This window comes from Bradyrhizobium sp. SZCCHNR1002 (genome assembly GCF_032381435.1).
GTDB classification, from domain to species: Bacteria; Pseudomonadota; Alphaproteobacteria; order Rhizobiales; family Xanthobacteraceae; genus Bradyrhizobium; species Bradyrhizobium aeschynomenes.
The window spans coordinates 332,787-357,643 of sequence record NZ_JAUHIS010000003.1 but is presented as its reverse complement, the minus strand read 5'-3'; the positions used below and the strand labels follow the sequence as shown (position 1 = coordinate 357,643).

At 66.7% G+C, this 24,857-nt stretch carries 22 protein-coding genes; 12 read left to right on the top strand and 10 right to left on the bottom strand.

The window, feature by feature from the left end; all coding sequences use genetic code 11:
• Window positions 1-32 precede the first annotated feature (32 nt).
• From QX108_RS17920 to QX108_RS17895, 6 genes are all read left to right on the top strand, one after another.
• Entirely contained in the window at window positions 33-635 is a 603-nt protein-coding gene (locus QX108_RS17920; RefSeq protein ID WP_315723208.1) for a class I SAM-dependent methyltransferase, read from the top strand.
• A gap of 45 nt (window positions 636-680) precedes the next feature.
• The gene (locus QX108_RS17915; RefSeq protein ID WP_315780992.1) at window positions 681-1,259 is read left to right on the top strand and encodes an NAD(P)H-dependent oxidoreductase; all 579 of its coding nucleotides are present in this window, start codon (window positions 681-683) and stop codon (window positions 1,257-1,259) included.
• Between the two features lie 6 nt (window positions 1,260-1,265).
• Window positions 1,266-1,997, top strand: a complete 732-nt coding sequence (gene pyrF, locus QX108_RS17910) for an orotidine-5'-phosphate decarboxylase (protein WP_315780990.1) — start codon at window positions 1,266-1,268, stop codon at window positions 1,995-1,997.
• A 33-nt stretch (window positions 1,998-2,030) separates the two neighbouring features.
• Window positions 2,031-2,333: a DUF1330 domain-containing protein gene (locus QX108_RS17905; RefSeq protein ID WP_315780989.1), complete on the top strand. Its 303-nt coding sequence runs from the start codon at window positions 2,031-2,033 to the stop codon at window positions 2,331-2,333.
• Window positions 2,334-2,415: 82 nt separating this feature from the next.
• Window positions 2,416-3,234 (top strand): 4-hydroxy-tetrahydrodipicolinate reductase, encoded by an 819-nt coding sequence (gene dapB, locus QX108_RS17900; protein ID WP_315780988.1) that lies wholly within the window; start codon window positions 2,416-2,418, stop codon window positions 3,232-3,234.
• A 24-nt stretch (window positions 3,235-3,258) separates the two neighbouring features.
• Window positions 3,259-3,882: a 2,3-bisphosphoglycerate-dependent phosphoglycerate mutase gene (locus tag QX108_RS17895; RefSeq protein ID WP_172132578.1), complete on the top strand. Its 624-nt coding sequence runs from the start codon at window positions 3,259-3,261 to the stop codon at window positions 3,880-3,882.
• A gap of 1,818 nt (window positions 3,883-5,700) precedes the next feature.
• On the opposite strand, the gene QX108_RS17890 is transcribed toward QX108_RS17895, so the two are convergent.
• Both QX108_RS17890 and QX108_RS17885 read right to left on the bottom strand, forming a co-directional pair.
• Complete coding sequence (locus QX108_RS17890) at window positions 5,701-6,600, bottom strand: bifunctional helix-turn-helix domain-containing protein/methylated-DNA--[protein]-cysteine S-methyltransferase (RefSeq protein WP_315780987.1); 900 nt, start codon at window positions 6,598-6,600, stop codon at window positions 5,701-5,703.
• 568 nt (window positions 6,601-7,168) lie between these two features.
• Complete coding sequence (locus QX108_RS17885; RefSeq protein WP_315780986.1) at window positions 7,169-7,702, bottom strand: DUF2244 domain-containing protein; 534 nt, start codon at window positions 7,700-7,702, stop codon at window positions 7,169-7,171.
• Between the two features lie 22 nt (window positions 7,703-7,724).
• On the opposite strand from QX108_RS17885, the gene nth reads away from it, so the two are divergent.
• The 4 genes from nth to QX108_RS17865 all read left to right on the top strand — a co-directional run bounded on the left by nth (window position 7,725) and on the right by QX108_RS17865 (window position 12,130).
• Window positions 7,725-8,558, top strand: a complete 834-nt coding sequence (gene nth, locus QX108_RS17880) for an endonuclease III (protein WP_315780985.1) — start codon at window positions 7,725-7,727, stop codon at window positions 8,556-8,558.
• 385 nt (window positions 8,559-8,943) lie between these two features.
• A complete protein-coding gene (locus QX108_RS17875) occupies window positions 8,944-9,996 on the top strand; it encodes a type III polyketide synthase (protein WP_315780984.1) in 1,053 nt (350 codons plus the stop codon).
• The gene (locus tag QX108_RS17870) at window positions 9,993-10,514 is read left to right on the top strand and encodes an isoprenylcysteine carboxyl methyltransferase family protein (protein WP_315723185.1); all 522 of its coding nucleotides are present in this window, start codon (window positions 9,993-9,995) and stop codon (window positions 10,512-10,514) included. The genes QX108_RS17875 and QX108_RS17870 overlap by 4 nt, the downstream gene beginning before the upstream one ends.
• Window positions 10,511-12,130 carry a DHA2 family efflux MFS transporter permease subunit gene (locus QX108_RS17865; RefSeq protein WP_315780982.1) on the top strand — a complete coding sequence of 540 codons (1,620 nt, stop codon included), beginning with the start codon at window positions 10,511-10,513 and terminating at the stop codon, window positions 12,128-12,130. The genes QX108_RS17870 and QX108_RS17865 overlap by 4 nt, the downstream gene beginning before the upstream one ends.
• Here QX108_RS17865 and QX108_RS17860 read toward each other — a convergent pair.
• Window positions 12,068-12,820 (bottom strand): sulfate transporter family protein, encoded by a 753-nt coding sequence (locus tag QX108_RS17860; protein ID WP_315780980.1) that lies wholly within the window; start codon window positions 12,818-12,820, stop codon window positions 12,068-12,070. The two genes, QX108_RS17865 and QX108_RS17860, sit on opposite strands and share 63 nt — an antisense overlap.
• 246 nt (window positions 12,821-13,066) lie before the next feature.
• Window positions 13,067-15,754, bottom strand: coding sequence for a heavy metal translocating P-type ATPase (locus QX108_RS17855; RefSeq protein ID WP_409998527.1), 2,688 nt, complete (start codon window positions 15,752-15,754; stop codon window positions 13,067-13,069).
• Between the two features lie 50 nt (window positions 15,755-15,804).
• Here QX108_RS17855 and QX108_RS17850 point away from each other — a divergent pair, with 50 nt between their 5' ends.
• Window positions 15,805-16,080, top strand: a complete 276-nt coding sequence (locus QX108_RS17850) for a metal-sensitive transcriptional regulator (protein ID WP_315723178.1) — start codon at window positions 15,805-15,807, stop codon at window positions 16,078-16,080.
• A gap of 76 nt (window positions 16,081-16,156) precedes the next feature.
• On the opposite strand, the gene QX108_RS17845 is transcribed toward QX108_RS17850, so the two are convergent.
• Entirely contained in the window at window positions 16,157-17,164 is a 1,008-nt protein-coding gene (locus QX108_RS17845) for a YiiX/YebB-like N1pC/P60 family cysteine hydrolase (protein ID WP_315780976.1), read from the bottom strand.
• A gap of 191 nt (window positions 17,165-17,355) precedes the next feature.
• On the opposite strand from QX108_RS17845, the gene QX108_RS17840 reads away from it, so the two are divergent.
• On the top strand, window positions 17,356-18,759 hold the full coding sequence (locus tag QX108_RS17840; protein ID WP_315780974.1) for a flavin monoamine oxidase family protein: 1,404 nt from the start codon (window positions 17,356-17,358) through the stop codon (window positions 18,757-18,759).
• Between the two features lie 159 nt (window positions 18,760-18,918).
• On the opposite strand, the gene QX108_RS17835 is transcribed toward QX108_RS17840, so the two are convergent.
• The 5 genes from QX108_RS17835 to pheS all read right to left on the bottom strand — a co-directional run bounded on the left by QX108_RS17835 (window position 18,919) and on the right by pheS (window position 24,811).
• The gene (locus tag QX108_RS17835) at window positions 18,919-19,863 is read right to left on the bottom strand and encodes an MBL fold metallo-hydrolase (protein WP_315780972.1); all 945 of its coding nucleotides are present in this window, start codon (window positions 19,861-19,863) and stop codon (window positions 18,919-18,921) included.
• A 34-nt stretch (window positions 19,864-19,897) separates the two neighbouring features.
• Window positions 19,898-20,674 (bottom strand): sulfite exporter TauE/SafE family protein, encoded by a 777-nt coding sequence (locus tag QX108_RS17830; RefSeq protein ID WP_315780970.1) that lies wholly within the window; start codon window positions 20,672-20,674, stop codon window positions 19,898-19,900.
• Window positions 20,671-23,079, bottom strand: a complete 2,409-nt coding sequence (gene pheT, locus QX108_RS17825) for a phenylalanine--tRNA ligase subunit beta (protein ID WP_315780968.1) — start codon at window positions 23,077-23,079, stop codon at window positions 20,671-20,673. The genes QX108_RS17830 and pheT overlap by 4 nt, the downstream gene beginning before the upstream one ends.
• Window positions 23,076-23,573 carry an endonuclease domain-containing protein gene (locus tag QX108_RS17820; RefSeq protein WP_315780966.1) on the bottom strand — a complete coding sequence of 166 codons (498 nt, stop codon included), beginning with the start codon at window positions 23,571-23,573 and terminating at the stop codon, window positions 23,076-23,078. Before QX108_RS17820 ends, pheT begins: the two co-directional genes overlap by 4 nt.
• 155 nt (window positions 23,574-23,728) lie before the next feature.
• Window positions 23,729-24,811, bottom strand: coding sequence for a phenylalanine--tRNA ligase subunit alpha (pheS, locus tag QX108_RS17815; RefSeq protein ID WP_315723164.1), 1,083 nt, complete (start codon window positions 24,809-24,811; stop codon window positions 23,729-23,731).
• Window positions 24,812-24,857 lie beyond the last annotated feature (46 nt).

Below are 24,857 nucleotides of genomic sequence, written 5' to 3'. Positions count from 1 at the left end.
TCGCCGTGAAAACGGTCCCGTCTGGTACTGAGATGCCCCTGCAAACGTCCGTGCGTGCGTCGAAAAAGCCTCTCCGTCTGGACGACGAAGTGCGCTTCCTCCGCTCATGGATCGAGAAGCCGCTGCACATGGGTGCCGTCATGCCGTCGGGACGGCTGCTGGCCCGGACCATGGCGCAGTATGTCGATCCTCATGGCACCGGTCCGGTGATCGAGCTCGGGCCCGGCACGGGCGCGATTACGGCCGCACTGGTCGAGCACGGCATCGATCAGAAGCGGCTTGTCCTGGTCGAATACAATCCGAGTTTCTGCGCGCTGCTGCGCGACCGCTACCCGCAGGCCAAGGTGGTGCAGGGCGACGCCTATCGTCTCCGCGACACGCTGTGGAACGTGCTGGGCGCGCCGGCCTCGGCCGTCGTCTCCGGCCTGCCGCTGGTGACCAAGCCGATGCTGACGCGCATGAAGCTGGTCCGCGATGCGTTCGCGGCGATGTCGCCGAACGCGCCATTCGTGCAGTTCACCTATTCCGTCGTGCCGCCGATTCCGAAGTCGCTGCCCGGCGTCACCACCCAGGCGTCCGAGCGCATCTGGATGAACCTTCCGCCGGCGCGCGTCTGGGTGTATCGCAAGCCCTGACCGGCAGCCGCGGTTTTGCGCGGCGGGTCGCTTCCCGGCCGCACGATGTCCGCGCTGAAAATCCTCGTCATTCCCGGCTCGACCCGCGCCGGCTCGCACAATGCGAGGCTGGCCGCAGCTGCCGCCTATCGGTTCGTGCAGGCCGACGCCGACGTCACCCGCATCTCGCTCGCCGATTTTCCGCTGCCGATCTACGATGCCGACCTCGAGGCTGGCTCCGGCGTGCCGCGCGCGGCCATCGATCTGAAACGGATGATCGACGCGCATGATGGCGTGCTGCTGGTGACGCCCGAATACAACGGCTCGGTGCCGCCGCTGCTCAGCAACGCCATCGCCTGGCTGTCGCGCGTCGACGAGCCGCCGGAGGGCCGCGGCGCGGTGTTCCGCGGCCGGCCGTTCGCGATCGCGGCCGCCTCCGAAAACCGCTTCGGCGGCGCCCGTGCGCTCTCGGCCCTGCGGCTGATGCTGACGGCCTGCAACGCCACGGTGATCCCGAACCAGCTCGCGCTGGCCTTCGCCGACAACGCCTACAACGACATGGATCGGCTCAGGCTGCCGGCCGACGTCAACGCGCTCGACGCGCTGGTGCGGCAGCTGATCGAAACAGCGCAACAGACCCCGTGAGGTGACATGCCGACCGAGATTGCTCCACGCGACCGCCTGATCGTCGCCCTCGACCTGCCCAGCGTGGCCGAGGCCGAGGCGATGATCGCTACGCTCGGCGACAGCGTGACGTTCTACAAGATCGGCATGGAGCTGACCTATGCCGGCGGCCTCGGCCTCGCCGAGCGCCTCGCGGCTAACGGCAAGCACGTCTTCATGGACCTCAAGCTGCACGACATCCCGACCACGGTCGAGCGCGCCACGCGGCAGATCGCCAAGCTCGGCGCCCGCTTCCTCACGGTGCACGGATTCTCGCAGAGCATGACAGCCGCGCTCGCCGGCGCCGCCGGCTCCTCTCTCGAGCTGCTCGCCGTCACCGTGATGACCTCTTACGACGATGCCGACCTCGCCGCCGCCGGCTACGCGATGACCGTCAAGGAGCTCGTCGCCCACCGCGCCGTGCAGGCCCGCGACATCGGCATCCACGGCCTGATCCTGTCGCCGGAGGAGACCCAGCTGGTCCGCCTGCTGGTCGGCCCCGACATGCAGCTGGTGACGCCGGGGATCCGCCCCGCAGGCTCGGACGTCGGCGACCAGAAGCGGATCATGACGCCGGCGCTCGCGATCGCCGGCGGTGCCGACCGCCTCGTCGTCGGCCGCCCGATCACGGGCGCCGCCGATCCCGCTGCCGCTGCGGAGGCCATCGTCGCCGACATCGCCGCCGCCGTTGCGCTGGTCGGCAAGACCAATCGCTCGTAAGCAGAAGCGCCCGACAACAAGGAGACCCCAGGGATGCCCAAGGCCTATTGGATCGCCCGCATCGACGTGCACAACATGGACGGCTACAAGGAGTACGTCGCGCAGAACGGCGCGGTGTTCCATCAATACGGCGCCAAGTTCCTGGTCCGCGGCGGCCAGTACGAGACCCGCGAAGGCACCTCGCGCTCGCGCAACGTCGTGATCGAGTTCGAGGACTACGCCACCGCGCTCGCGTGCTACAATTCCCCGGAATACCAGCGCCTGGTCGCGATGCGCGTGCCGCATTCGCAAGGCGATCTGGTGATCATCGAGGGCTATGACGGCCCGCAGCCCTGAGCGCAGGTCGGCTCCGCGGCGGCCTCGGTTGCCGCCGCCAGCGGCCCCGGCTATAGCCCCTGACGGGGCGGAGGAATACGACATGTCCAGGATGCGCTTGATCGTTGCAGGAGCCGGCGGCCGCATGGGCCGGGCCCTGGTGCGTGCGATCGCTGACAGCGAGGGCGCGGTGCTGGCCGGCGCGCTGGAGGCACCGACCTCTGAGCTGATCGGCAAGGATTCCGGCATGCTCGCCGGCCTTCCGGCCAACGGCATCAAGCTGTCGGCCGATCTCTGGGCGATGTCGGCCGACGCCGACGGCATCCTCGATTTCACCGTGCCGGCCGCGACCATCGCCAATGTCGCCATCGCCGCCGAGCGCGGCATCGTCCATGTCGTCGGCACCACCGGCCTGTCGGCGTCGGACGACGCCGTCATCAAGAGCGTCACCAAGCGCGCCATCGTGGTGCAGTCCGGCAATATGAGCCTCGGCGTGAATCTGCTGGCCGCGCTGGTCCGGCAGGTGGCGAAGTCGCTCGACGCGAATTTCGACATCGAGATCCTCGAGATGCATCACAAGCACAAGGTCGACGCGCCCTCGGGCACCGCCCTGATGCTGGGCCGCGCCGCCGCCGACGGCCGCGGCATCGCGCTGGAGGATCACTCCGCGCGCGGCCGCGACGGCAACACCGGCGCGCGCCGCTCCGGCGACATCGGCTTCGCCTCGCTGCGCGGCGGCACCGCAGCCGGCGATCACAGCGTCATCTTCGCCGGTCCCTCCGAGCGCCTCGTGCTGTCGCACCAGGCCGAGGACCGCATGATCTTCGCCCATGGCGCGCTCAAGGCAGCGCTGTGGGCCCATGGCAAGCCGCCGGGCTACTACACGATGGACGACGTGCTCGGCCTCAAGGACCTGTTTTAAGTCAACGCAAGTGGATCTGTTAGCATGAGCGAACGTCTCCTGGTGCTGGTGCGCCACGGCCAGAGCGAGTGGAACCTGAAGAACCTGTTCACCGGCTGGAAGGATCCTGACCTCACCGAGCAGGGCGTCAGCGAGGCCAAGGACGCCGGCCGCAAGCTCAAGGCGCAAGGCCTGACCTTCGACGTCGCCTTCACCTCCGAGCTGACCCGCGCCCAGCACACCTTGAAGCTGATCCTCGACGAGCTCGGCCAGCCCGGCCTGCCGACGTCGAAGAACCTCGCGCTCAACGAGCGCGACTATGGCGACCTCTCCGGCCTCAACAAGGACGACGCCCGCGCCAAATGGGGCGAGGAGCAGGTCCACGTCTGGCGCCGCTCCTACGACGTCCCCCCGCCCGGCGGCGAAAGCCTCAAGGACACCCTCGCCCGCGCGCTGCCCTACTACGTGCAGGAGATCCTCCCCGGCGTCCTCCGCGGCCAGCGCACCCTGGTGGCGGCCCACGGCAACTCGCTCCGCGCGCTGATCATGGTGCTGGAGAAGCTGACGCCGGAAGGCATCCTGAAGCGCGAGCTGGCGACCGGCGTGCCGATCATCTACCGGCTGAAGGCCGATTCGACGGTGGAGTCCAAGCTGGATCTGGCGGGCTAGCCGTCGCACGCGCGACCAGTCCCGGCAGTTGACCGCGCCTTTTGTGAGTCATGGCGCCCTTCGTGAGTTGAAGCCCCACTCCCGGCCCCGCCGCCGGTGCGCCCCCTCGCCCCGTTCTTACGGGGAGAGGGCTGGGGTGAGGGGCCGCACCCACGGGCAGTGCCTCCTAAGCGACGTCACCCCAGAGACCCTACTCATCTGTTAGCTCGTCATGCCCGGGCTTGACCCGGGCATCCATCCCCTTCGCGAGACTCTTTCCAAGCAGATGGATGGCCGGGTCAAGCCCGGCCATGACGGCCTGAGTGACTCAACGACGACCGGTACTGAGGCCAAGTAGTGCCGTGATCACGTGCCACGGCTCCTCCGCGTAGTCGTCCGCCGATCATCTCCCCGATTCACATCTCAAACAGCCCCGCCCACAGCTCCACGACCTCGCGGCGCATCCGCCCGAGTCGTGCTCGAACCATGTCCCTCTAACAATCGAGAGGGCGCAGGGAATGCCGGATGCTGGCCGCACCCATGGCCCGCCTGCAGAAAAAAAGCAGGCGGCAGTCACCACAGGTTCAGCCGAGAACAACCGGCATTCCCTGCGCGATGGTCTTCACGCTTATACGCAGTCTCCCTGGTGCGCCGGGCTTGTTGGCCACCATGCGCGACAATGCTTGCGCATTGCGCGGGACACCAGCATCGGGGTGTCAGGACGCTGCGACTTCACGTCCACGGTCCCACCGTTCGTCGGCGCGCCCATCAGGACACGCTGCGGCAGACCGCGGCCATCGCCTCCCCACCTCGCGTGTCGTGACGATCGCGCGCAACGCCCCTCTCGTTGAGGCGGGATGCAGGATAGAAACATGAATTCGGAAAAATAGCAATGAGCTTTCTTGGAAACGGGCCCCGAAAGATGAATGTGCCCGAGACTCTGCTATCGATGATCCATGATCCGGGAGCGAGCGACACACGGGGGCTTGGAAACTTCCCTTAACCGTAGTGGCGCACTTACGCCTCCTTATGGGATGGTCGTAACCATGCTCGGAAGAGTCCGGTGACCACGCAGCCCGTCATCAGCACAATGAGAAGCAACCCGACGTAATAGCCTGGATCGTGCATTTGCGTTCGGATGCTTGGATCGACTTGGAGCGCCACTTGTTTGGGGAGAGCGATCCACGCAAGATTACTTATCTTCGAGATGTAGACAATCCATTCGTCGCCTGCACTCGGTATTGAGAATCCGAGATCGCATGATGCTGAGCCGTTGCCTCCGTCGATGGTCACCGGCCCGCCCGAGTAGGTGCCCCATAATATATTCTCGATAGACGCGGTCGCCTGCCACGGGTGAGCGTCATACCGCTGCTCACTCGTGTAGTTTGCCCGTTTGATTTGAACTAATACGACCGCATTCACCTCGCCTTGAACATATGCTGTTGAGACGCGGTTCTCCGCCGAATAAAATACACGACATGCACTTGTTGGCTCGACTGTGAGCGCAATGACCGCGAACAGTCCAATCAGACTGATGCAGTGCTGAACGCTTTTGCGAAGCCGAGTCATAAGTCAGTTCTCAACCTCAGTGGGACATCCATGCCCTCTTTAGCGGTGAAAGAAGCGTAGGTCAGGTTACATGACACTAAGCCATACCCGTGCAGAGAGGTTCTCAGTGTAGTCGATCGTCTGTACGTCCGGGTTCTATCGCGCGGGACGAAATACTGCTTAGGTAGCGGTACGGCCAAGAACGCTGCGCCAAATCGGGCTCATTACTAGCAAGAAGGAACGCTTGTGAGAGGCAGCCTGACGTGATTCACATGTGGCATCTTGGCTCTTTTAACCCATCCCCACCTGCCCAGCCTCCCACCCGATCATCGCCTGCTTGCGCGTCAGGCCCCAGTGGTATCCCGTCAGCGCGCCCGTCTTCCCCAGCGCGCGATGACACGGAACCACGAACGAGATCGGGTTCTTCCCCACTGCCGCGCCCACCGCGCGCGAGGCCTTTGGCGACTCCAGCCGCGTCGCGATGTCGGAGTAGCAGACGGCGCGGCCCATGGGGATCTTGAGCAGGGCTTCCCAGACACGGACCTCGAAATCGGTGCCGATCAGGACGACGCGCAGCGGCTGCTCGGGGCGCCACAGCGCCTTGTCGAAGATGCGCTGCGCGAGGCCGGCGGTGCCGGGGACGTCCTCGACGTATTCGGCGCGGGGCCAGCGGCTCTTCATGTCGGCGAGTGCGGACGCCTCCTCGCCGGGGTCGGCGAAGGCGAGGCCGGCGAGGCCGCGCGGGGTCGCCATGACCAGCGCCATGCCGAACGGGCAGGGGTGGAAGCCGTAGCGCAGCGTCGTGCCGGCGCCGCCGGTCTTCCATTCGCCGGGGGACATCGCCTCGTGGGTGACGAACAGGTCGTGCAGGCGGCCGGGGCCCGACAGGCCGGAGTCGAGCGCGGCGTCGAGCACGCTCGCTGAGCCCTTCAGCAGGCCCTTGGCGTGGTCGAGCGTCAGCGCCTGCATGAACGCCTTCGGCGTCAGCCCGGCCCAGCGCCGGAACAGATGGTGCAGCTCGTCCGGCGTCAGGCTGGCGGCGTCGGCCATGTCCTCGATGGTCGGCTGCCGGCGCCAGTGCTCGGAGATGAACGCGATCGCGCGGCGCACGGCGTCGTAGTCGCGCAGCGCAGCGGATTGTTGCGGGCCCGGCTTGGCCAGGGCGGAATCGTGAATGGCGAGGGTCATCATGAGTCCGGATGTAGGGCGGCCGGGGAGGGCACTCCACCCGATTTCCGATCGGGGGGCTAGGGGTGGATGTGAGTGGCCTGGGCCCGTGCCCGTGGTTGGTTTGCTCCGTCATTCCGGGGCATTCGCGCGCAAGCGCGAATGAGCCCGGAATCCATACCCTCAGGATGAAGGGTGAGGCGAGATGCCCATGAGCGGCGTGCCCCACACGACGTCCTGTGGGTATGGGTTCCGGGCTCGCGCTGCGCGCGCCCCGGAACGACAGCGGAGATGACGGCGGTACTGCCGCCGGGCGGCGAGGTGGCGGGCCTTCGGCGCGGTCGGTGGTTGTGGCGGCCCTCACCCCGACCCTCTCCCCGTGAAGGACGGGGAGAGGGAGCGCACCGATGTTGGGGCGAGCGTTGTGACATCCTCGTCGTCATTCCGGGGCAATCGCCAATGCGCGACGCGCATTGGCGATTGAACCCGGAATCGCGGTTGTTGGAAAAGAACGCCAGGCAAGCTCGGGATTCCGGGTTCAAGGCCTGCGGCCTTGCCCCGGAATGACGGTGCGTGTGGTGGAGTGGGAAAGTTAGAGCGGATTCAGCACCGGGCCGCGTTTTGCGGCCTGCAGCCCCGCCGTGAGCGCCTTCGCAAAGCTCGCCTTCTCCTCCGGCCCGAGGAAGCTCGCGATCGCGACGCGCTGGCCGCGCGCCACCAGATACAGCCGCTCGATGCCGAACTCCTCGTGGGTTTCCTGGTCGAGGCGGACCCAGAGCGGGTTGAAGCGCCATTCCATGACGTGGCCCTTGTGGCTGACGCGGCGCAGGCGAAGCTCAGTCAGGGTGATCGTCACGTCCTCGTAGGCGTTGGCGCGGCGGAAGTTGACGCGGAAGGCCCAGTAGATCGCCAGCGCGTCGAGGCCGAAGAAGCCGAGCACCGGCCAGGCGCCCATCATCACCGAGGCGATGCCGCCGATGAAGCTGATGGCGCAGACCACGGCCATCAGCACCAGGAAGCCGGTGCGGCCGAGCGAGCGATGCGGCGTCAGCCGGGCCGAGAACAGCTCGGGATCAGCGGCGGCGTTGCCGGTCTCCTGATACGCAAAAGCATTGCCTGGCGTCATGGGGCCTCAGTATACCCGGATCATGGCCAAAATCACCCGCCCCCAACGCGCCAAGCCGGTCCCGGTTCGCACGCCCGCCAAAAAGGCGGCCAAGGCCGCGCCGGGAGCAGCGTCCAAATCCGCATCCAAAACGGCGAAGAAGGCCGGCAAGATCAGCCCGGCTGCAAAGGCGGGGGCAAGCTCGGTCAAGCCGGTCAAGAAAGGGTTGAAGGCCACGAAACCCTGGACCCCGGCCGAGATCCGCGAAGCCTTCAGCCGGTTCGCGCAGGCCAATCCGGAGCCGAAGGGCGAGCTCGAACACGTCAATCCCTACACCTTGCTTGTCGCGGTCGTGCTGTCGGCGCAGGCGACCGACGCGGGGGTCAACAAGGCGACGCGGCCGCTGTTCGCGGTCGCCGACACGCCGCAGAAGATGCTGGCGCTCGGCGAGGACGCGGTGCGCGACTACATCAAGACCGTCGGCCTCTTCCGCACCAAGGCCAAGAACGTGATCGCGCTATCGCAGAAGCTCATCGCCGAGTTCGGCGGCGAGGTGCCGCGCACCCGGCCCGAGCTGGAGTCGCTGCCGGGCGCGGGGCGCAAGACCGCGAATGTCGTGCTCAACATGGCGTTCGGCGAGCACACGATGGCGGTCGACACCCACGTGTTCCGCGTCGGCAACCGCACGGGTCTGGCGCCCGGCAAGACGCCGCTGGAGGTCGAGCTCGGGCTGGAGAAGGTGATCCCCGCCGAGTTCATGCTGCACGCCCATCACTGGCTGATCCTGCACGGCCGCTACACCTGCCTTGCCCGCAAGCCGCGCTGCGAGCTGTGCCTGATCAAGGACCTCTGCCGCTGGCCGGAGAAGACCGCCTGAGGAAGACGAAGGTCTCGCTGCGTCCGCAGCTGTTTTCTCCGGGGTGCGTTCTTGCCGTATCCACAACTGTCATGCCCCGCGAAGGCGGGGCATCCAGTACGCCGCGGCAGTCGTGATTGAACCGAGGGGCCGCGGCGTACTGGATCGTCCGCTTTCGCGGACGATGACAGCGGGGCCTACGTGAATCTCCCTTTCAGGTTGCAGCTCCAAATCGCATTTGACAGTCACTTTAGCGTCACGCGCTGACGCGCTCTCACCATGGCCGGGCCACATCGCTGCCCGCATTGGTCATAAGATGACAGGCGTAATCCGGGCGATGTGAGCGGCGCGTGACAACTTCCGCGTTCTCGGACTTTCTGCGCCGGGACGGGGAAGGATTATTTGCATGGACCACACTGCCGCCCTCGTGTCGCTCGCGACCGCTGTGCCTCCGCATCAGTTCCGTCAGAACGAGGTGATGGAAGCCGCGCGCGTGGTGCTGTCGCCGCGCTTCCCGCAGTTCGACACGATGGCGAGCCTGTTCGCCAACACCGGCATCCGCGCCCGCTACGGCGTCAAGCCGATCGAATGGTACATGGAGCGGCGCGGCTGGCCGGAGCGCACCGAGGCCTATCTCGACGGCGCCGAGGCGCTGTTTGTCGAGGCGACCAACAAGGCACTGGCGCAGGCGGATCTCAGAGCTGATGAGATCGACACCATCGTCAGCGTGAGCTCGACCGGCATCGCGACGCCGACCCTGGAAGCGCGCGTCGCCGGCCGCATAGGCTTTCGCTCCGACGTCTCGCGCGTGCCGGTGTTCGGGCTCGGCTGCGCCGGCGGCGTCTCCGGCCTGTCGATCGCCGCGCGGCTGGCGCAGGCGCGGCCCGGCACCAACGTGCTGTTCGTGACGTTCGAGCTGTGCACGCTGGCCGTGCGTCACGACGAGCTGAGCAAGGCCAACATCGTTGCGCTCAGCCTGTTCGGCGATGGCGCCGCGGCCGCGATCCTGCGCGCCGGCGACGGTGGCGCGACGCGTGTCGAGGCGGCCGGCGAGAAGCTGTGGCCGGATACGCTGGACATCATGGGCTGGAGCGTCGATCCCGAAGGCTTCGGCGTGATCTTCCAGCGCACCATTCCGGACTTCGTCACCGAGAACATGGGTCCGGCGGTCAACGAGATCCTCGGCAACATGAAGCTGTCCGCCGCCGACGTCGATCGCTTCGTCTGCCATCCCGGCGGCGCCAAGGTGATCACCGCGCTGGAGCGCGCGCTGTCGATCGGGCAGGGCACGCTCGATCATGAGCGCGAGATCATCGCCGACTACGGCAACATGTCCGCGCCAACCGTGCTGTTCGTGCTGGAGCGCGCACGGGCGAAAGGCCTGCCGCCGCGCTCGGTGCTGACGGCGCTCGGACCCGGGTTCACCGCAAGCTGCGTTTCACTGAGGCACGCCGCATGACCTTCGCCGCCTTCGTCCTCGCCCTCGTCACCATGCAACGGCTCGGCGAGCTCGTGCTCGCCCGCCACAACACCCGCCGCCTCCGCGCCATGGGCGCGGTCGAGGTCGGTGCGGATCATTATCCGCTGATGATCTCGATGCACGCCGCCTGGCTGGTGTCGCTGTGGCTGCTCGGCGTCGACCAGGAGGTCGATTCCTGGCTGCTTACAGCCTTCGTGCTGCTGCAGGGCCTGCGCTGGTGGGTGCTGGCGACCCTGGGCCCGCGCTGGACCACGCGGATCATCATCCTGCCCGGCGCGCCGCTGGTCAGCGACGGACCGTACCGCTACATCTCGCATCCGAACTACATGGTCGTGACGGCGGAGATCGCGCTGCTGCCGCTGGCGCTGCATCTGCCGCTGATCGCGCTGATCTTCTCCGGCCTCAACGCCGCCGTGCTGTTCATCCGCATCCGCGCCGAATCCGAGGCGCTCTCCGGCGTTTCCGGCGGCGGCATCGGTGGCGGCCAGACCGCATGAGTGCTGCGGCCGCGCCGGAGGAGACGCCGAGCCTCGCCACCTGGCTCGGCTTCGTCCTGATGTGCGTCGGCATGTTCATGGCGATCCTGGACATCCAGGTGGTGGCGACGTCGCTGCCGACCATCCAGGAGGCGCTCGGCATCACGCCGGACGCGATGAGCTGGATCCAGACGGCGTATCTGATCGCCGAGATCATCGCGATTCCGCTGACCGGCCTGCTGACGCGCGTGTTCACCCTGCGCTGGCTGTTCACCGGCGCCGTCAGCGTGTTCACGCTGGCGTCGCTCGGCTGCGCGTTCAGTGTCAGCTTCCACATGCTGCTGGCGTTCCGCGTGCTGCAAGGCTTCTTCGGCGGCCTGCTGATCCCCGTGGTGTTCTCCGCGGTGTTCCTGCTGTTTCCGTCGCGGCTGCATGCGGTGGCGACGACGATCGGCGGCGTGGTCGCGGTGCTCGCGCCGACCATCGGCCCGGTGGTCGGCGGCTTCATCACCAACACCTGGTCGTGGCCCTGGCTGTTCCTGATCAACATCGTGCCCGGCATCATCGCCGCGCTGATGACGCCGAGCCTGCTGCCGAAGCAGCGGATGGATCTGGGCGAGCTGGAGAAGCTCGATCTGTTCGCGCTGATGCTGCTCGCGGTCTCCCTGGGGAGCCTCGAGCTCGGGCTGAAGGAGGCGCCGAAGGGCGGCTGGCTGTCGTCGAACTGCATTGCGCTGCTGGTGCTCAGCGCGTCCTGTCTCACCTTGCTGATCCAGCGCCTGCTGGCGTCAGGCGATCCGATCCTGCGCATCGGCAGCTTCCAGCGCCGCTCGTTCACGCTCGGCTGCCTGTCGAGCTTCTGCCTCGGCATCGGCCTGTTCGGCTCGGTGTATCTGATGCCGGTGTTCCTCGCCTTCGCGCGCGGCCATGATGCGTTCGAGATCGGCAAGATCATGCTGGTGACGGGCGTCGCGCAACTGGTCGCGGCCCCGCTGGTGACGGCGCTCGACGGCAAGGTCGACGCGCGGGTCCTGACCGCGTTCGGCTTCGCGCTGTTCAGCATCGGTCTCGCCGCCAGCGCCTTCCAGCCGCCGACCGCCGACTATCAGGAGATGTTCTGGCCGCAGGTGGTGCGCGGCATCGGCATCATGTTCTGCCTGCTGCCGCCGACGCGGATCGCGCTCGGCGATCTGCCGCCGGCCGAGGTCGCCGATGCCAGCGGCCTGTTCAACCTGATGCGCAATCTCGGCGGCGCGATCGGTATCGCGCTGATCGACACCGTCATCTATGGCCGCGTCACGCTGCATGCGCAGGCGTTCCGTGACCGCCTGATGGCCGGCGACACCGCGACCGCCAAGGCGATCGGGCTCGCACCGGAGCTGTTACGCAACCGGCCGCGTGGCGTCACGGAGGAGCAGGCGATCGCCTATGTGCGGCCGCTGGTGGAGAAGGCCTCGCTCGCGCTCTGCGTCAACGAGGCCTGGGCGATGCTCGCCGGCGTGGCGCTGCTCGGCTTCGTTCTCATTCCCTTCGCCCGCAACAAGCCCGCCAGCCTGTCGCCGCGGATGATGGCGCTAGAGGCTGCGCAGCCGGCGCTCCGGCGACGGCTCGATCAGCTCGGGCCGCGGCCCCGATAGCCGCTTGTGCAGGTGGACCATGAAGGCCATGCCGAACAGCGGCGTCGCCAGGTTCACGATCGGAATGGTGACGAACGCGGCGATGATCAGTCCGGCCGTGAACACGGTCACCGCATTGTCGCGCCGCATCGCCTTGGCCTCCGCCGGCGGCCTGAAGCGCATCGCGGCGAGCTCGAAATATTCCCGGCCGAGCAGCCACGCGGTGGCGATGAAGAAGATCACGAAGCCGGCGCCGGCCAGGAACACGAAGGGCAGGGCGACCAGATAGATCAGGATGGTGAGGCCGGCGGCCTTCAGGCCCTCCATCATGGCGATGCCGAACGGCAGCGCGACGCCGGGCCGCTCGGCCGGATAGTGCTCGCGCTCGACCAGGTCGGCGACGTCATCGACGAACAGGCTCGCGATCACCGAGGTGATCGCCGGCATCAGCATGATGCCGCCGAACACGACGCCGAAGCCGGCCGCGATCGAGATGATCCAGGTCAGCACCTCCAGCGTGCCGTGCGAATTCGGCCCGAGCATCGTCTCGGCCCAGCCCTCGCCAGCGGTGGCGAGCCAGGTCAGCAGCCGCTGCAGGCCGATGGCAAGCACCGTGACCAGCACCAATGCCAGCCCGATCGAGCGCCACAGGATCGAGCGCATCGGCGGCGACAGAATCTGCGAAAGCGCCTTGATGGCGGCATCGATCATGGTCGTGGACCCTCTCTGCGAACCCCGCGTCAGGAGGTAGACATGGCCGAGGGCTTCGGCAAGTCCATCCTCCCCACCGCAAGACGATGCGCCCAGACTGCTTCGTCCGTCATTGCGAGCGCAGCGAAGCAATCCAGGGTGGTGGGCGGGACTCTGGATTGCTTCGTCGCGGAGCCTGTCATCGGGCCGCGCTTCGCGCGGACCCGTTGGCTCCTCGCAATGACGAAGGATAGGCTGTACGCCTCCTCACAGCCGCGTCGCTCGCAGCCGCAGCGCGTTGCCGACGACGCTCACCGACGACAGCGACATCGCGGCGGCCGCGATGATCGGCGACAGCAGGATGCCGAACACGGGATAGAGGATGCCCGCCGCGATCGGGATGCCGGCGGCGTTGTAGATGAACGCGAAGAACAGGTTCTGGCGGATGTTGCTCATGACAGCCGCCGACAGCTTGCGCGCCCGCGCGATGCCGCCGAGATCGCCCTGCAGCAAGGTGACGCCGGCGCTCTCCATCGCGACGTCGGTGCCGGTGCCCATGGCGATGCCCACATCGGCCGCCGCCAGCGCCGGCGCGTCGTTGACGCCGTCGCCGGCCATCGCCACCACCTTGCCGCTGGCGCGGAGACGCGCGACCACTGCGCTCTTCTGCTCCGGCAGCACCTCGGCCTCGACCTCGGTGATCCCGATTCTTCGCGCGACCGCGGTCGCCGTGGTGCGGTTGTCGCCGGTCAGCATGATCACCTTGATGCCGTCGGCCGCCAGCGCCTTCAGCGCCTCGGGCGTCGACGCCTTGACCGGATCGGCGATCGCGAACAGTGCCGCCGGCTTGCCGTCGACGGCCATCGTGATCACGGTGGCGCCCTCCTCGCGCAGACGCTTGCTCTCGACGCCGAGCGCATCGGTCATGATGCCGAGCGAGGCGAGATAGGTCGGGTTGCCGAGCACCACCGCCTTGCCATCGACCTCGCCACGCGCGCCCTTGCCGGTCGGGGCGTCGAAGTTCTTGACCTCGGCCAGCTTGAGCTTGCGCTCGCTGGCGTGACGGACGATCGCCTCGGCGAGCGGATGCTCGCTCGCGCGCTCGACGCTGGCGGCGAGCCGCAGCGCGTCGGCCTCGTCGATGCCATCAGCGGTGACGATCGCGGTGACTTTCGGCTTGCCTTCGGTGAGCGTGCCGGTCTTGTCGACGACCAGCGTGTCGACCTTCTCCAGCCGCTCCAGCGCCTCGGCGCTCTTGATCAGCACGCCCGCCTGCGCGCCGCGGCCGACGCCGACCATGATCGACATCGGTGTAGCCAAGCCGAGCGCGCAGGGGCAGGCGATGATCAGCACGCTCACGGCGGCGACGAGCCCGAAGGCGAAGCGCGGCTCGGGGCCGAATGCGTACCAGGCGACGAAGGCGGTGATGGCGGCGGCAATCACCGTCGGCACGAACCAGCCCGCGACCTGATCGGCGAGCCGCTGGATCGGCGCGCGCGAGCGCTGCGCGTCGGCGACCATCTGCACGATCTGCGACAGCAGGGTTTCGCGGCCGACCTTGTCGGCGCGCATCACGAAGCTGCCGGTCTGGTTCAGGGTGCCGGCGATGACGCGCTCGCCTTCATCCTTGGTCACCGGCATCGACTCGCCCGTCACCAGCGACTCGTCGAGCGAGGAACGGCCTTCGAGAATGACGCCGTCGACTGGCACCTTCTCGCCGGGCCGCACACGCAGGCGATCGCCGACCGCGAGCTCGGCGATCTCGACCTCGTGGTCGTTGCCGTCGGCGTCGAGCCGCCGCGCCGTCTTCGGCGCGAGCTGCAGTAGCGCCTTGATCGCGCCAGAGGTCGCCTCGCGCGCGCGCAGCTCCAGCACCTGGCCGAGCAGCACCAGGATGGTGATGACGGAAGCCGCCTCGAAATACACCGCGACAGTGCCGCCATGGCCGCGGAATGCCGGTGGAAACGCCTGCGGTATCAAGGTCGCGATCACGCTGTAGACATAGGCCACCCCTGTGCCCATCGCGATCAACGTGAACATGTTGAGATTGCGGGTCTGGACCGATTGCCAGCCGCGCACGAAGAACGGCCATCCGGCCCACAGCACCACTGGCGTCGCCAGCGCGAACTGGATCCAGTTCGACAACATGGGATCGATCAGGCCATGACCGCCCACGAGGTGCCCGCCCATCTCCAGCACGACCACAGGTGCTGCCAGCACCGCGCCGATCCAGAACCGTCGGGTCATGTCGGCGAGCTCGGGATTGGGCGCGTCGTCCAGGCTGATCACATCCGGCTCGAGCGCCATGCCGCAGATCGGGCAGGTGCCCGGGCCTTCCTGCCGGATCTCCGGATGCATCGGGCAGGTGTAGATGGTCCCCGCCGGCATCTCCGGCGGTGGCTCGCGCTCGCCGAGATATTTTGCAGGCTCGGCGGCGAACTTGGTGCGGCAGCCCGCAGAGCAGAAATGGAAGGTGTGGCCGTCGTGGTCGAAGCGATGCTTCGACGTGGCGGGATCGACGCTCATGCCGCAGACGGGGTCGATGACCTTCGTGTCATCTTGCGGATGCGCATGGTGATCGTGGCCGCCACAGCAGGACGCTGGAGCTGCAGCGGGCGCGAGATACTTTGCGGGGTCGGCGGCGAACTTGGTGCGGCAGCCCGCAGAGCAGAAATGGAACGTTTGCCCAGCGTGCTCGAAGCGGTGCTTCGACGTCAGCGGGTCGACGGACATGCCGCAGACCGGGTCCTTGGCCTTCACCGGAGCAGGCGGCGCATGGTCGTGTCCGCCACAGCAACCACCGGCGTCCGTCGAGGCGGGTTCGGCACGATCACTGCAACACGCCTCTGCAGCCGTCGGGGTTTGTCTGGTTTCAGCCGTGTCTGTCCCGGATCCACAGCCGCATTCGCCGGATTGCTTCGATGCGACACCATGCCCGCGTTCGGTTTCCGACATTGCCAGCCTCGCCTCTTGAAACCTATACCCTGTAGGGGTATATAGAGCCCATGCGCGACGACATCAAGACTTCCTGTCAGAAACGTTTGAGCCGGATCGAAGGGCAGGTCAGGGGCCTCTCCAAGATGGTCGAGGACAACCGCTACTGCATCGACATCGTGACACAGATCTCGGCAGTGCGCGCCGCGCTGCGTCGTGTCGAGGAGGAGATCCTGCGCGACCATGTCGGGCATTGCGTCGAGCACGCGATCGCCTCCGGTGACAAGGCCGACCAGCGCCAGAAGATCGCGGAACTGATGGATGTGATCAGCCGGTCGGACCGGTAAGGTCCGTCGTTCGGAAGCGGGCTGTTAGCCGCGATCGCGATGCAATCCTCTCCCCCTGGAGAACGGGGAGAACGCGCTACGCTCGATGTGAGACCCTTGTGTCAGTCCTCGGACTGTACTCGCGCCGCGGTGCAACTCGGCGCGGCGCGACCTTCCGCACGGGCTCGGCGACGAGGAAATGCTCGCTGACAACCAGCCGCTCGCTCACCTTCTCGATCATCACTTCCTCAGCCTCAACCGGCTGCGCCGCTTCTTCGTCAGCCGCTTCAGGAACGAGCGGCGGCGATGTGACGGCTCCTGGAAACACGGCGAACTCGCCCGCTACCTCCGCGAGCGGCTTCTGCTTGTCGGCCCAGTGGAGCGTGGTGTAGTCGAAGCCGTTGACGATGGTCGGTTTGACGATCTCGAAATACGGCGAGATGTCGAAGTCGCGCGGCATGTACAGCGATGAATCGCGGATGTGCAGGATCTCGCGCTTGGCCCGCCGCGACGGCGCGCGCGTAATCTTCGGCAGGATCGGATAGCGGACGGCGTCGAATGCCTGCGCGATCAGGGCCGAGCAGATCATCTTGGTCGGATCGCCCGAGCCCAGCGCAATCATGCGCCGACGCCAGCGTTGCGGGATCGGCATTGGAATCAGATAGCGCATCAGGTCGACGATGTTCTTGGTGTCGTAGCCGAAGCCGATGCGGTTGATGGCGTAGCGGCAGACCGTGTGGCGATCCTCGTAGGTGAGGCCGACGGGCCGGCAGACGCGCGTATGATAGGCGAAGTATTTAGACAACGGCGCCGAGATCACGCCGTCGCCGACATAGGCCTCGACCAGCACATGTGGCTCGCCGTCAGGCTCGACAGCGCCGTCGATCGGGCCGACATAGAGCGCGGCATGCGACCAGGTCGACTGTGTCAGGTATTTGATGATGCCGGAAATGCGGCTGTTGCCTTCGACCAGCAGCACGTCGCCGGGCTGAACGTCCTTGCGCAGATAGTCGGGATCGCTGGGCGTGAACGGCTCATAGCCCGGGATCTCCTTCTGGAGATAGGCGGCAATCAGCCTGCCGATCTGATCGAGCACGATACCCATAACGCTCCCCGGGCGGTCCTTGCCGGCCGCCTGCTTTTCCCTTCTTCCATGATGGTCGATTGCGGTTGCAATTTGGTTCATAGTCGAAGCGTCGCAGACGGTATCACGTTTACCATCCCGGTTGCCGCAGCGCGATAGATGCGGCAAATTCGACGAATTCGTTGCCTTCAAAAGCTTTCGGAAACCATGACATGAACTTCACGCGCCGCGGCTTCCTCTCTGCGTCCGCGGGGCTTGCCGCCATGCCCGTCCTCCGCAGCGCGCAGGCGGCCGTTCCACGCGAAGCTGACATCGTCGTGATCGGGGCGGGAGCTGCGGGCATCGCTGCGGCCCGCCGTGTCGTCGCCGCCAACCGCAAGGTGATCCTGATCGAAGCATCGCCGCAGATCGGCGGCCGCTGCAGCACGGATGCCGCGACGTTCGGCCTGCCGTTCGATCGCGGTGCACGCTGGCTGTTCAATGCCGACAGCAATCCGATCGGCAAGCTCGCCCGCGGTGTTGGCGTCGACGTCGTGGCAGCGCCCATCGGCCAGAAGATCCGCGTCGGCCGCCGCAACGCGCGGCCCGGAGAGACCGAGCAGTTCCTCGCCGGCCTGGTGCGCGCCAACCGCGCCATCGACGAGGCCGCGCGCGGCAAGCTCGATACGTCCTGCGCGGCGGCGCTGCCCAAGGACCTCGGCGACTGGGGGAACACCACAGCCTTCGTGCTCGGCGCCGGCGCGACCGGCAAGGATCTCGCTGATCTTTCGGCCATTGACAAGGCGCGTGCCCAGGACCGCAGCGCCCCGCTCGCGTGCCGCCAGGGTTTGGGCACGCTGGTCGGCAAGCTCGGCGAATCGTTGCCGGTGTCGCTGTCGACGCCGGCAACGCGCATCGTGTGGAGCAACCGCGAGGTCGCCGTGGAAACGCCAGCGGGACGGATCGCAGCGCGCGCCGTCATCCTCACGGTATCGACGAACGTGCTGGCGTCGGGCGCGATCAAGTTCACGCCGGAGTTGCCGAAGCGTCAGCTCGAGGCCGCGGCGAAGCTGAGCCTGGGCAGCTATGATCACATCGCATTGATGCTGTCGGGCAATCCGCTCGGCCTGTCGCGCGACGAGGTGATCGTCGAGCAGAGCAACTCGAATCGGACGGGCTTGTTGCTCGCCAATATCGGCGGCTCGTCGCTGTGCACCGTCGATGTCGCCGGTTCGTTCGGTCGCGACCTCTCGGCCCAGGGCGAGGCGGCCATGACCGCTTTCGCCAAAGAGTGGATCGGCAAGCTGTTCGGCAGTGAAGCTGCCGCTGCCGTGAAGTCCTCCGCGGCAACGCGTTGGAGCCAGGTGCCGGGCGTGCTCGGTGCGATGTCGGCGGCGGCGCCCGGCAGCCAGGGCGCCCGCAAGATCCTCAGCGAGCCCCTGGGGCCACTGTTTCTCGCCGGCGAAGCCACGCATGAAACATTGTGGGGCACCGTCGACGGCGCCTGGGATTCCGGCGAGCGCGCCGCCGAAGCTGCGCTGCGCCGGATCGGAGCGTTGAAGGATCCCGAGGCGGAACAGAACGAGCGGCCGCGCAACCGCCGCCGCAAGGGGCGGGCGGCTTCCCCGGAGGATTGAGCCGCACGATTTTATCTTGACGACTGTAGGATGGGCAAAGGCGCAGCCGTGCTGTGTCCGCGTTCGAGATCGTTGTGGCGCCGGGCCCACCATCCTGCTGATGAGTTTGCGGTTCGATGGTGAGCACGCTGCCGCCTGACGGCAGCTGCTTTGCCTACCCTACACCGGCAGCTTCAGCTCCATCAGGTCCTTCGCTACGATGATGCGGCCTGCGTAGTTCTTCTTGACGTCGCGCGTCCAATCCTCGTCGGTTACCTCGGGATCGTCACCCGGAACGAAGTGGCTCATCACCAGCACCTTCACACCGGCCGCCGCAGCGATGCGGCCGACATCCTCGGTGGTGGTGTGGCTTTCGAGCAGATGCTTCTTCAGCGTCGATCCGTTCTTCGTCTTCAGCACCAGCCGGTCGACGGCCGGCACGTACAGGCATTCGTGCACGAGCACGTCGGCGCCCCTTGCGAAGTCTGCGAGCTTCGGATTGTAGGCGGTGTCGCTCGAGAACACGATCGTGCCGTCTGCCGTCTCGAATTTGTAGGCGAAATTGTCGGTGATCGGCGGATGCGGCGTGCGGAACGCGGTCACCGTGACGTCCGCCGTTTTCAGGACGACGCCATCGTCATCGATGTCCTTCGCAATCAGCAGCGGTCGCGGATCGGGGCGGCCCTCGTCCTCGATGCGGGTGTCGACATCGAACTTGTTGGTTGTCCAAAAACTCCTGGTCATTGCTTCCAGCCCCTTCGGCCCGAACGACTGGATGGGTGTCGACAATCCCGCGGCCCAGGCATTGTAGACCAGGTTGCCGTATTCGAGATTGTGATCCGAATGATGGTGACTGATCAGAATGTATTTCACCGACGGAATCGGCACGCCGGCTCTGACGAGCTGGCGGCTGACGCCAATGCCGCAATCGATCACGAAGGGCGTGCCGTTGACGACGACCAGGTTGGCCGGATTGGATGCGCCCTCACCGACCCGAGGCCCGCCTTTGGTGCCGAGGAATACGATGCGTGTGCCGGTCTTCGTGCCTTGCGCAAACACGGATCGCGCTGCAACGGCTCCGGCCGTGCCCAACGCAAGCGAGAGCATTGTGCGGCGATCGATCATGGCGTCCTCCCGGTCGGTCTCGTTGTGGGGGAAGCTAGCCCCGACCGAGCACGCCGTCGAGAGCGGGCAGGCCCGCGATCACGGCAATCGCAATCAGCGCATAGCAGATGGCGCGGAACACGTGCTCGCTGGCGCGACCGAACAGCGAGGCGCCGAACGCGACGCCGAGCGCATAGACCGGGCCGATCAGCAGCGAGAGCTTGAGCGAATCCCAGGTGATCAGGCCGCTGCTCGCATAGCTGATCATGGCAAAGAGATCCGAGGCGCCGAAGAACAGGACGATGTTCGCCCGCGCGATCTTGGGGGGGATCGGCCGTCCCAGCCAATAGCCGACGATCGGCGGGCCGCCGGTCTGCGCCACGCCGCTGCAGAAGCCGGAGACGGCGCCCACGGCGACCGACAGCGCCGTGTACTCCTTGCCGCGATAGCGCCAGCCGGAAAGCAGCAGCGCGAGGAGCGCGATCACGAAGCCCGTGATGATCCAGCGCACCGTCACCGGATCGAGCCGGGTGAGGAACCAGGTGCCGAGTGGCACGCCGACCAGGGCGCCGGCGACGATCACGGCGGTTGCCTTGCGATCGGCCTCGCGCCATGCGGCCGGCACGGTCGGTGCCATCGAGACGAAGTCGATCACCAGCAGCAACGGCGCGACGAGCCGGGGCGCAGCAAAGCTGCTCGCGAGCGGCATGAAGATCAGCGCCGAGCCGAATCCGGAGAAGCCGCGCGCGGTCGCTGCGATCAAGGCCGTGATCGCCAATGCGACCGTCGCAAACGGGCTGAGGTCGGACGGAATGAGCCCGGACAGGCTCATCCGCGCAACGTGCCGCCGGTCTTCCTGGCCACGTCGGCGGTGATCTTCGCCGCGACGGCGTCGATCTCCTCGTCCGTCATCGTCTTGTCGCGCGGCTGCAAGGTCACGGCGATCGCGACGGACTTCTTGCCGTCGTCGATGCCCTTGCCCTCGTAGACGTCGAACACGGTGACGTCCGTGATCAGCTTCTTGTCGACGCCCTGCGCCGCACGCACGATGTCGCCGGCCTTGACCTTGCGATCGACGATGAAGGCGAAGTCGCGCGACACCGGCTGGAACGCCGAGAGCTCCAGCACCGGCTTGGCGCGCGTCGGCTTCGCCTTGGCCGCGGGGATGCGATCCAGGATGACCTCGAAGGCGACCAGCGGACCGTCGGCCTTCAGCGCTTCCAGCGTGCGCGGATGCAACTCGCCGAAATGCCCGAGCACGTTCTGCGGGCCCATCTGGATGGTGCCGGACCGTCCCGGATGCATCCAGGGCGGGCCGCCCGCAACGATCTGGAGCGAGGCCATCGGTGCGCCGGCCGCGGCGAGGACTGCGAGCGCATCGGCCTTGGCGTCATAGGCATTCGCCGCCTGCGAGCCGCTCCAGTGGCGGCCGAGTCCCTTGGAGGATGCGATGCCGCGGCGAATGCCGCTGGCGGCCACGAACTGATCCTCCGGGCGATCGCCCTTGAAGATCTGCCCAACCTCGAAGATCGCGACGTCACCGAAGCCGCGGTCGGCATTGGCCTGCACGGTGGCGATCAGGCTCGGCAGCAGGCTCGGGCGCATGTCGGAAAGATCGGACGCGATCGGATTGGCGAGCGCGAGCTCGGCCTTCCCTCCGCCGAACAGTTCGGCCGCAGGCTTGGAGATGAACGACCACGTCACCGCCTCGACCATGCCGCGCGCGGCGAGCGCGCGCTTGGCGCGGCGGGTGCGCAGTTGCAGCGGCGTCAGCACCGGCTTGCGTGGCGCGTCGCCGCGCTCGAACGGCGTCATCGGCACCTTGTCGACGCCGACGATGCGGACGATTTCCTCGACGATATCGGCCTTGCCGTGCACATCGCTGCGCCACGAGGGCACCGCGACCTTCACGACCGGGCCGGTGCCGGCCAGCGTGAAGCCGAGATGGGTCAGGATCCGCCGCATCTCCGGGAAGGGCACCTCGATGCCGGCGAGACGCTTCACCTCGGTGATGGGGAAGTCGATGATGCGGTCATCGCCATAGGCGTTGCCGACGACGACGGTCTCGGACGGCGTGCCGCCGCACAGATCGAGCACGAGCTTGGTCGCCATCTCCAGGCCCGGCACCATGAAGGCCGGGTCGACGCCGCGCTCGAAGCGGTAGCGCGCGTCCGAATTGATGCCGAGCTTGCGGCCGGTCTGGGCGATGTTGATCTCATTCCACAGCGCCGATTCGATCAGCACGTCGGTGGTATCAGCGTCGCAGCCCGAGGCCTCGCCGCCCATGATACCGGCCAGTGATTCGACGCCGGCATCGTCGGCGATCACGCACATCGACTTGTCGAGCGTGTAGGTGCGGCCGTCGAGCGCGAGCAGGGTCTCGCCGTCGCGGGCGCGGCGGACGACCAGATTGCCCTTGACCTTCTTGGCGTCGAACACGTGCAGCGGACGCGCGCGGTCGAAGGTCATGTAGTTGGTGATGTCGACCAGCGCGTTGATCGGACGCAGGCCGATCGAGGTCAGCCGCTGCTGCAGCCATTTCGGCGACGGGCCGTTCTTGACGCCGCGCACCAGCCGCAGCGCGAAGCCCGGACACAGTTTGTTGTCTTCGACCGCGACGGTCACGGGGCAGGGGAATTCGCCCTTGATGGGCTTGATGCCGGGGTCCTTGAGCTTGCCCATGTCGGCCGCGGCGAGATCACGCGCGATGCCGTGCACGCCGGTGCAGTCCTGGCGGTTCGGCGTCAAATTGATCTCAATCATGGGATCGCCGAGGCCGGCCCATTCCGCGTAAGGCTTGCCGATCGGTGCATCCGCCGGCAGCTCCATGATGCCGTCGTGATCGTCCGAGATCTGCAGCTCGGCCGCCGAGCACAGCATGCCGCGGCTCTCGACGCCGCGGATGGTGCCGACCGACAGCGTGATGTTCTTGCCCGGAATGTAGGTGCCCGGCGGCGAGAACACCGACACCAGCCCCGCGCGCGCATTCGGCGCGCCGCAGACGACCTGCACCGGCGCGCCGCCATCACCGGTGTCGACCATGCAGATGCGCAGGCGATCGGCGTTCGGGTGCTGCTCGGCGGAGACGACGCGCGCGATTTTATACGGCGCGAGCAGCTTCGCCTTGTCCTCGAGATGCTCGACCTCGAGGCCGATCATCGTGAGCTTGTCGGCGAGCTTCTCCACCGGCTCATCGGTGTCGAGATGGTCCTTCAGCCAGGACAGCGTGAATTTCATGGCTGCATGCCTCGGATCTTGCTGTTGTGCATATCGTGTGAATTGTCTGGTGAATTATCTTGGCTGCTCGCACCGCTCTCTCCGTTCCCTCCCCCCTTGTGGGGGAGGGCCAGGGAGGGGGGTAAACCGCGGGCGCGAGCGTCGATCGCTTGGCGGATAGCTTCAACGACCCCTTCCAGATTCGAGGTCACCTGCTCATTGGTGAAGCGGAGGACCTGAAAACCTTCCGCTGCAAAGAATGCATCGCGGGCGGCGTCCTTCGACTGACGTTCGGAAAAGTCGTGCGACTCGCCGTCGAGTTCGATCACGAGCTTTGCCGAAAAGCAGACGAAGTCTGCGATGTAGTTGCCAAAAGGCACCTGCCGGCGAAAGCCGATGCCATCGATCCGGTTCGCCTTGATGTGGCGCCACAGCAGCGTCTCGGCGCGCGTCATCGCACGGCGAAGTTGCTTCGCTCGGTTGCGCTGGCGCTCGGTGACGTCTGCGTGCGGCATCCTGGACTACCCCCCTCCCTGACCCTCCCCCACAAGGGGGGAGGGAACGGAGAGACCGGTGTTTGCCGAGCCAAGCATGCAAAGTACCCAGCCTTCCCCCGCAAGCGGGAGAGGGAGTCCGACCGTCCGGGCCGAGATATCGAGCCCGACAATCGTCACGTGCTCAATCCTCCCGCCAAGGTCGGCACCTCCAGCGGCTTGAAGCCGTAATGCGACAGCCAGCGGACGTCGCCTTCGAACAGCTGGCGCAGATCGCTCATGCCGTATTTCAGCATGGCAATGCGGTCGATGCCCATGCCCCAGGCGAAGCCCTGATACTCGTCGGGATCGATGCCGCAGGCACGCAGCACGTTCGGGTGCACCATGCCGCAGCCGAGGATCTCCAGCCAGTCCTCGCCCTCGCCGAAGCGGATCTCGCCCTTGTCGCGGCGGCACTGGATGTCGACCTCGAGCGACGGCTCGGTGAACGGGAAGAACGACGGCCGGAATTTCATGTTGATGTGGTCGACCTCGAAGAACGCCTTGCAGAACTCGTGCAGGATCCATTTGAGGTGGCCGAGATGCGAGCCCTTGTCGATGACCAGGCCCTCGACCTGGTGGAATTGCGGCGTGTGGGTCGCGTCCGAATCGATGCGATAGGTGCGGCCCGGGCAGATCACGCGGATCGGCGGCTTCTGGCTCAGCATCGTCCGCACCTGCACCGGCGAGGTGTGGGTCCGCAGCAGCATGCGCGAGCCGTCCTCCTTCGGATTGAAGAAGAACGTGTCGTGCATCTCGCGCGCCGGATGGCCTTCCGGGAAGTTCAGCTTGGTGAAGTTGTAGTCGTCGGTCTCGACATCGGGACCTTCCGCGATCGAGAAGCCCATGTCGGCGAAGATCGTGGTCAGCTCGTCCATCACCTGGCTGAGCGGATGGATGCGCCCCGTGTCGGCCGGCGTATCCTGCAGCGGCAGAGTGACGTCGATGGTCTCGGCGGCGAGGCGCGCATCGAGGGCTGCGGCCTTCAGCACGTCGCGGCGCGCGGTCAGCGCCTGCGTGACCTTGTCCTTGGCGAGGTTGATGGCCGCGCCCTGCGTCTTGCGCTCGTCCGGCGACATCTTGCCGAGCGTGGCGAGCAGCGCCGAGATCGAGCCCTTCTTGCCGAGGGCAGCGACGCGCACCGCCTCCAGCGCGGCTTCGTCGCCGGCGGCGGCGATCTGGTCGAGGATCGAGGTTTCGAGCGAGGCGAGGTCGGACACGGGCAAAATCTCCGCGGACAAAAGGCGGCTGGGTTGTCGCCGCGAC

Excerpts from the sequence above, each read along its gene's own strand:
- QX108_RS17920 (WP_315723208.1), top strand. The coding sequence starts at position 33 with ATGCCCCTGCAAACGTCCGTGCGTGCGTCGAAAAAGCCTCTCCGTCTG.
- QX108_RS17915 (WP_315780992.1), top strand. The coding sequence starts at position 681 with ATGTCCGCGCTGAAAATCCTCGTCATTCCCGGCTCGACCCGCGCCGGC.
- pyrF (WP_315780990.1), top strand. The coding sequence starts at position 1,266 with ATGCCGACCGAGATTGCTCCACGCGACCGCCTGATCGTCGCCCTCGAC.
- QX108_RS17905 (WP_315780989.1), top strand. The coding sequence starts at position 2,031 with ATGCCCAAGGCCTATTGGATCGCCCGCATCGACGTGCACAACATGGAC.
- dapB (WP_315780988.1), top strand. The coding sequence starts at position 2,416 with ATGTCCAGGATGCGCTTGATCGTTGCAGGAGCCGGCGGCCGCATGGGC.
- QX108_RS17895 (WP_172132578.1), top strand. The coding sequence starts at position 3,259 with ATGAGCGAACGTCTCCTGGTGCTGGTGCGCCACGGCCAGAGCGAGTGG.
- QX108_RS17890 (WP_315780987.1), bottom strand. The coding sequence starts at position 6,600 with ATGATGACCCTCGCCATTCACGATTCCGCCCTGGCCAAGCCGGGCCCG.
- QX108_RS17885 (WP_315780986.1), bottom strand. The coding sequence starts at position 7,702 with ATGACGCCAGGCAATGCTTTTGCGTATCAGGAGACCGGCAACGCCGCC.
- nth (WP_315780985.1), top strand. The coding sequence starts at position 7,725 with ATGGCCAAAATCACCCGCCCCCAACGCGCCAAGCCGGTCCCGGTTCGC.
- QX108_RS17875 (WP_315780984.1), top strand. The coding sequence starts at position 8,944 with ATGGACCACACTGCCGCCCTCGTGTCGCTCGCGACCGCTGTGCCTCCG.
- QX108_RS17870 (WP_315723185.1), top strand. The coding sequence starts at position 9,993 with ATGACCTTCGCCGCCTTCGTCCTCGCCCTCGTCACCATGCAACGGCTC.
- QX108_RS17865 (WP_315780982.1), top strand. The coding sequence starts at position 10,511 with ATGAGTGCTGCGGCCGCGCCGGAGGAGACGCCGAGCCTCGCCACCTGG.
- QX108_RS17860 (WP_315780980.1), bottom strand. The coding sequence starts at position 12,820 with ATGATCGATGCCGCCATCAAGGCGCTTTCGCAGATTCTGTCGCCGCCG.
- QX108_RS17855 (WP_409998527.1), bottom strand. The coding sequence starts at position 15,754 with ATGTCGGAAACCGAACGCGGGCATGGTGTCGCATCGAAGCAATCCGGC.
- QX108_RS17850 (WP_315723178.1), top strand. The coding sequence starts at position 15,805 with ATGCGCGACGACATCAAGACTTCCTGTCAGAAACGTTTGAGCCGGATC.
- QX108_RS17845 (WP_315780976.1), bottom strand. The coding sequence starts at position 17,164 with ATGGGTATCGTGCTCGATCAGATCGGCAGGCTGATTGCCGCCTATCTC.
- QX108_RS17840 (WP_315780974.1), top strand. The coding sequence starts at position 17,356 with ATGAACTTCACGCGCCGCGGCTTCCTCTCTGCGTCCGCGGGGCTTGCC.
- QX108_RS17835 (WP_315780972.1), bottom strand. The coding sequence starts at position 19,863 with ATGATCGATCGCCGCACAATGCTCTCGCTTGCGTTGGGCACGGCCGGA.
- QX108_RS17830 (WP_315780970.1), bottom strand. The coding sequence starts at position 20,674 with ATGAGCCTGTCCGGGCTCATTCCGTCCGACCTCAGCCCGTTTGCGACG.
- pheT (WP_315780968.1), bottom strand. The coding sequence starts at position 23,079 with ATGAAATTCACGCTGTCCTGGCTGAAGGACCATCTCGACACCGATGAG.
- QX108_RS17820 (WP_315780966.1), bottom strand. The coding sequence starts at position 23,573 with ATGCCGCACGCAGACGTCACCGAGCGCCAGCGCAACCGAGCGAAGCAA.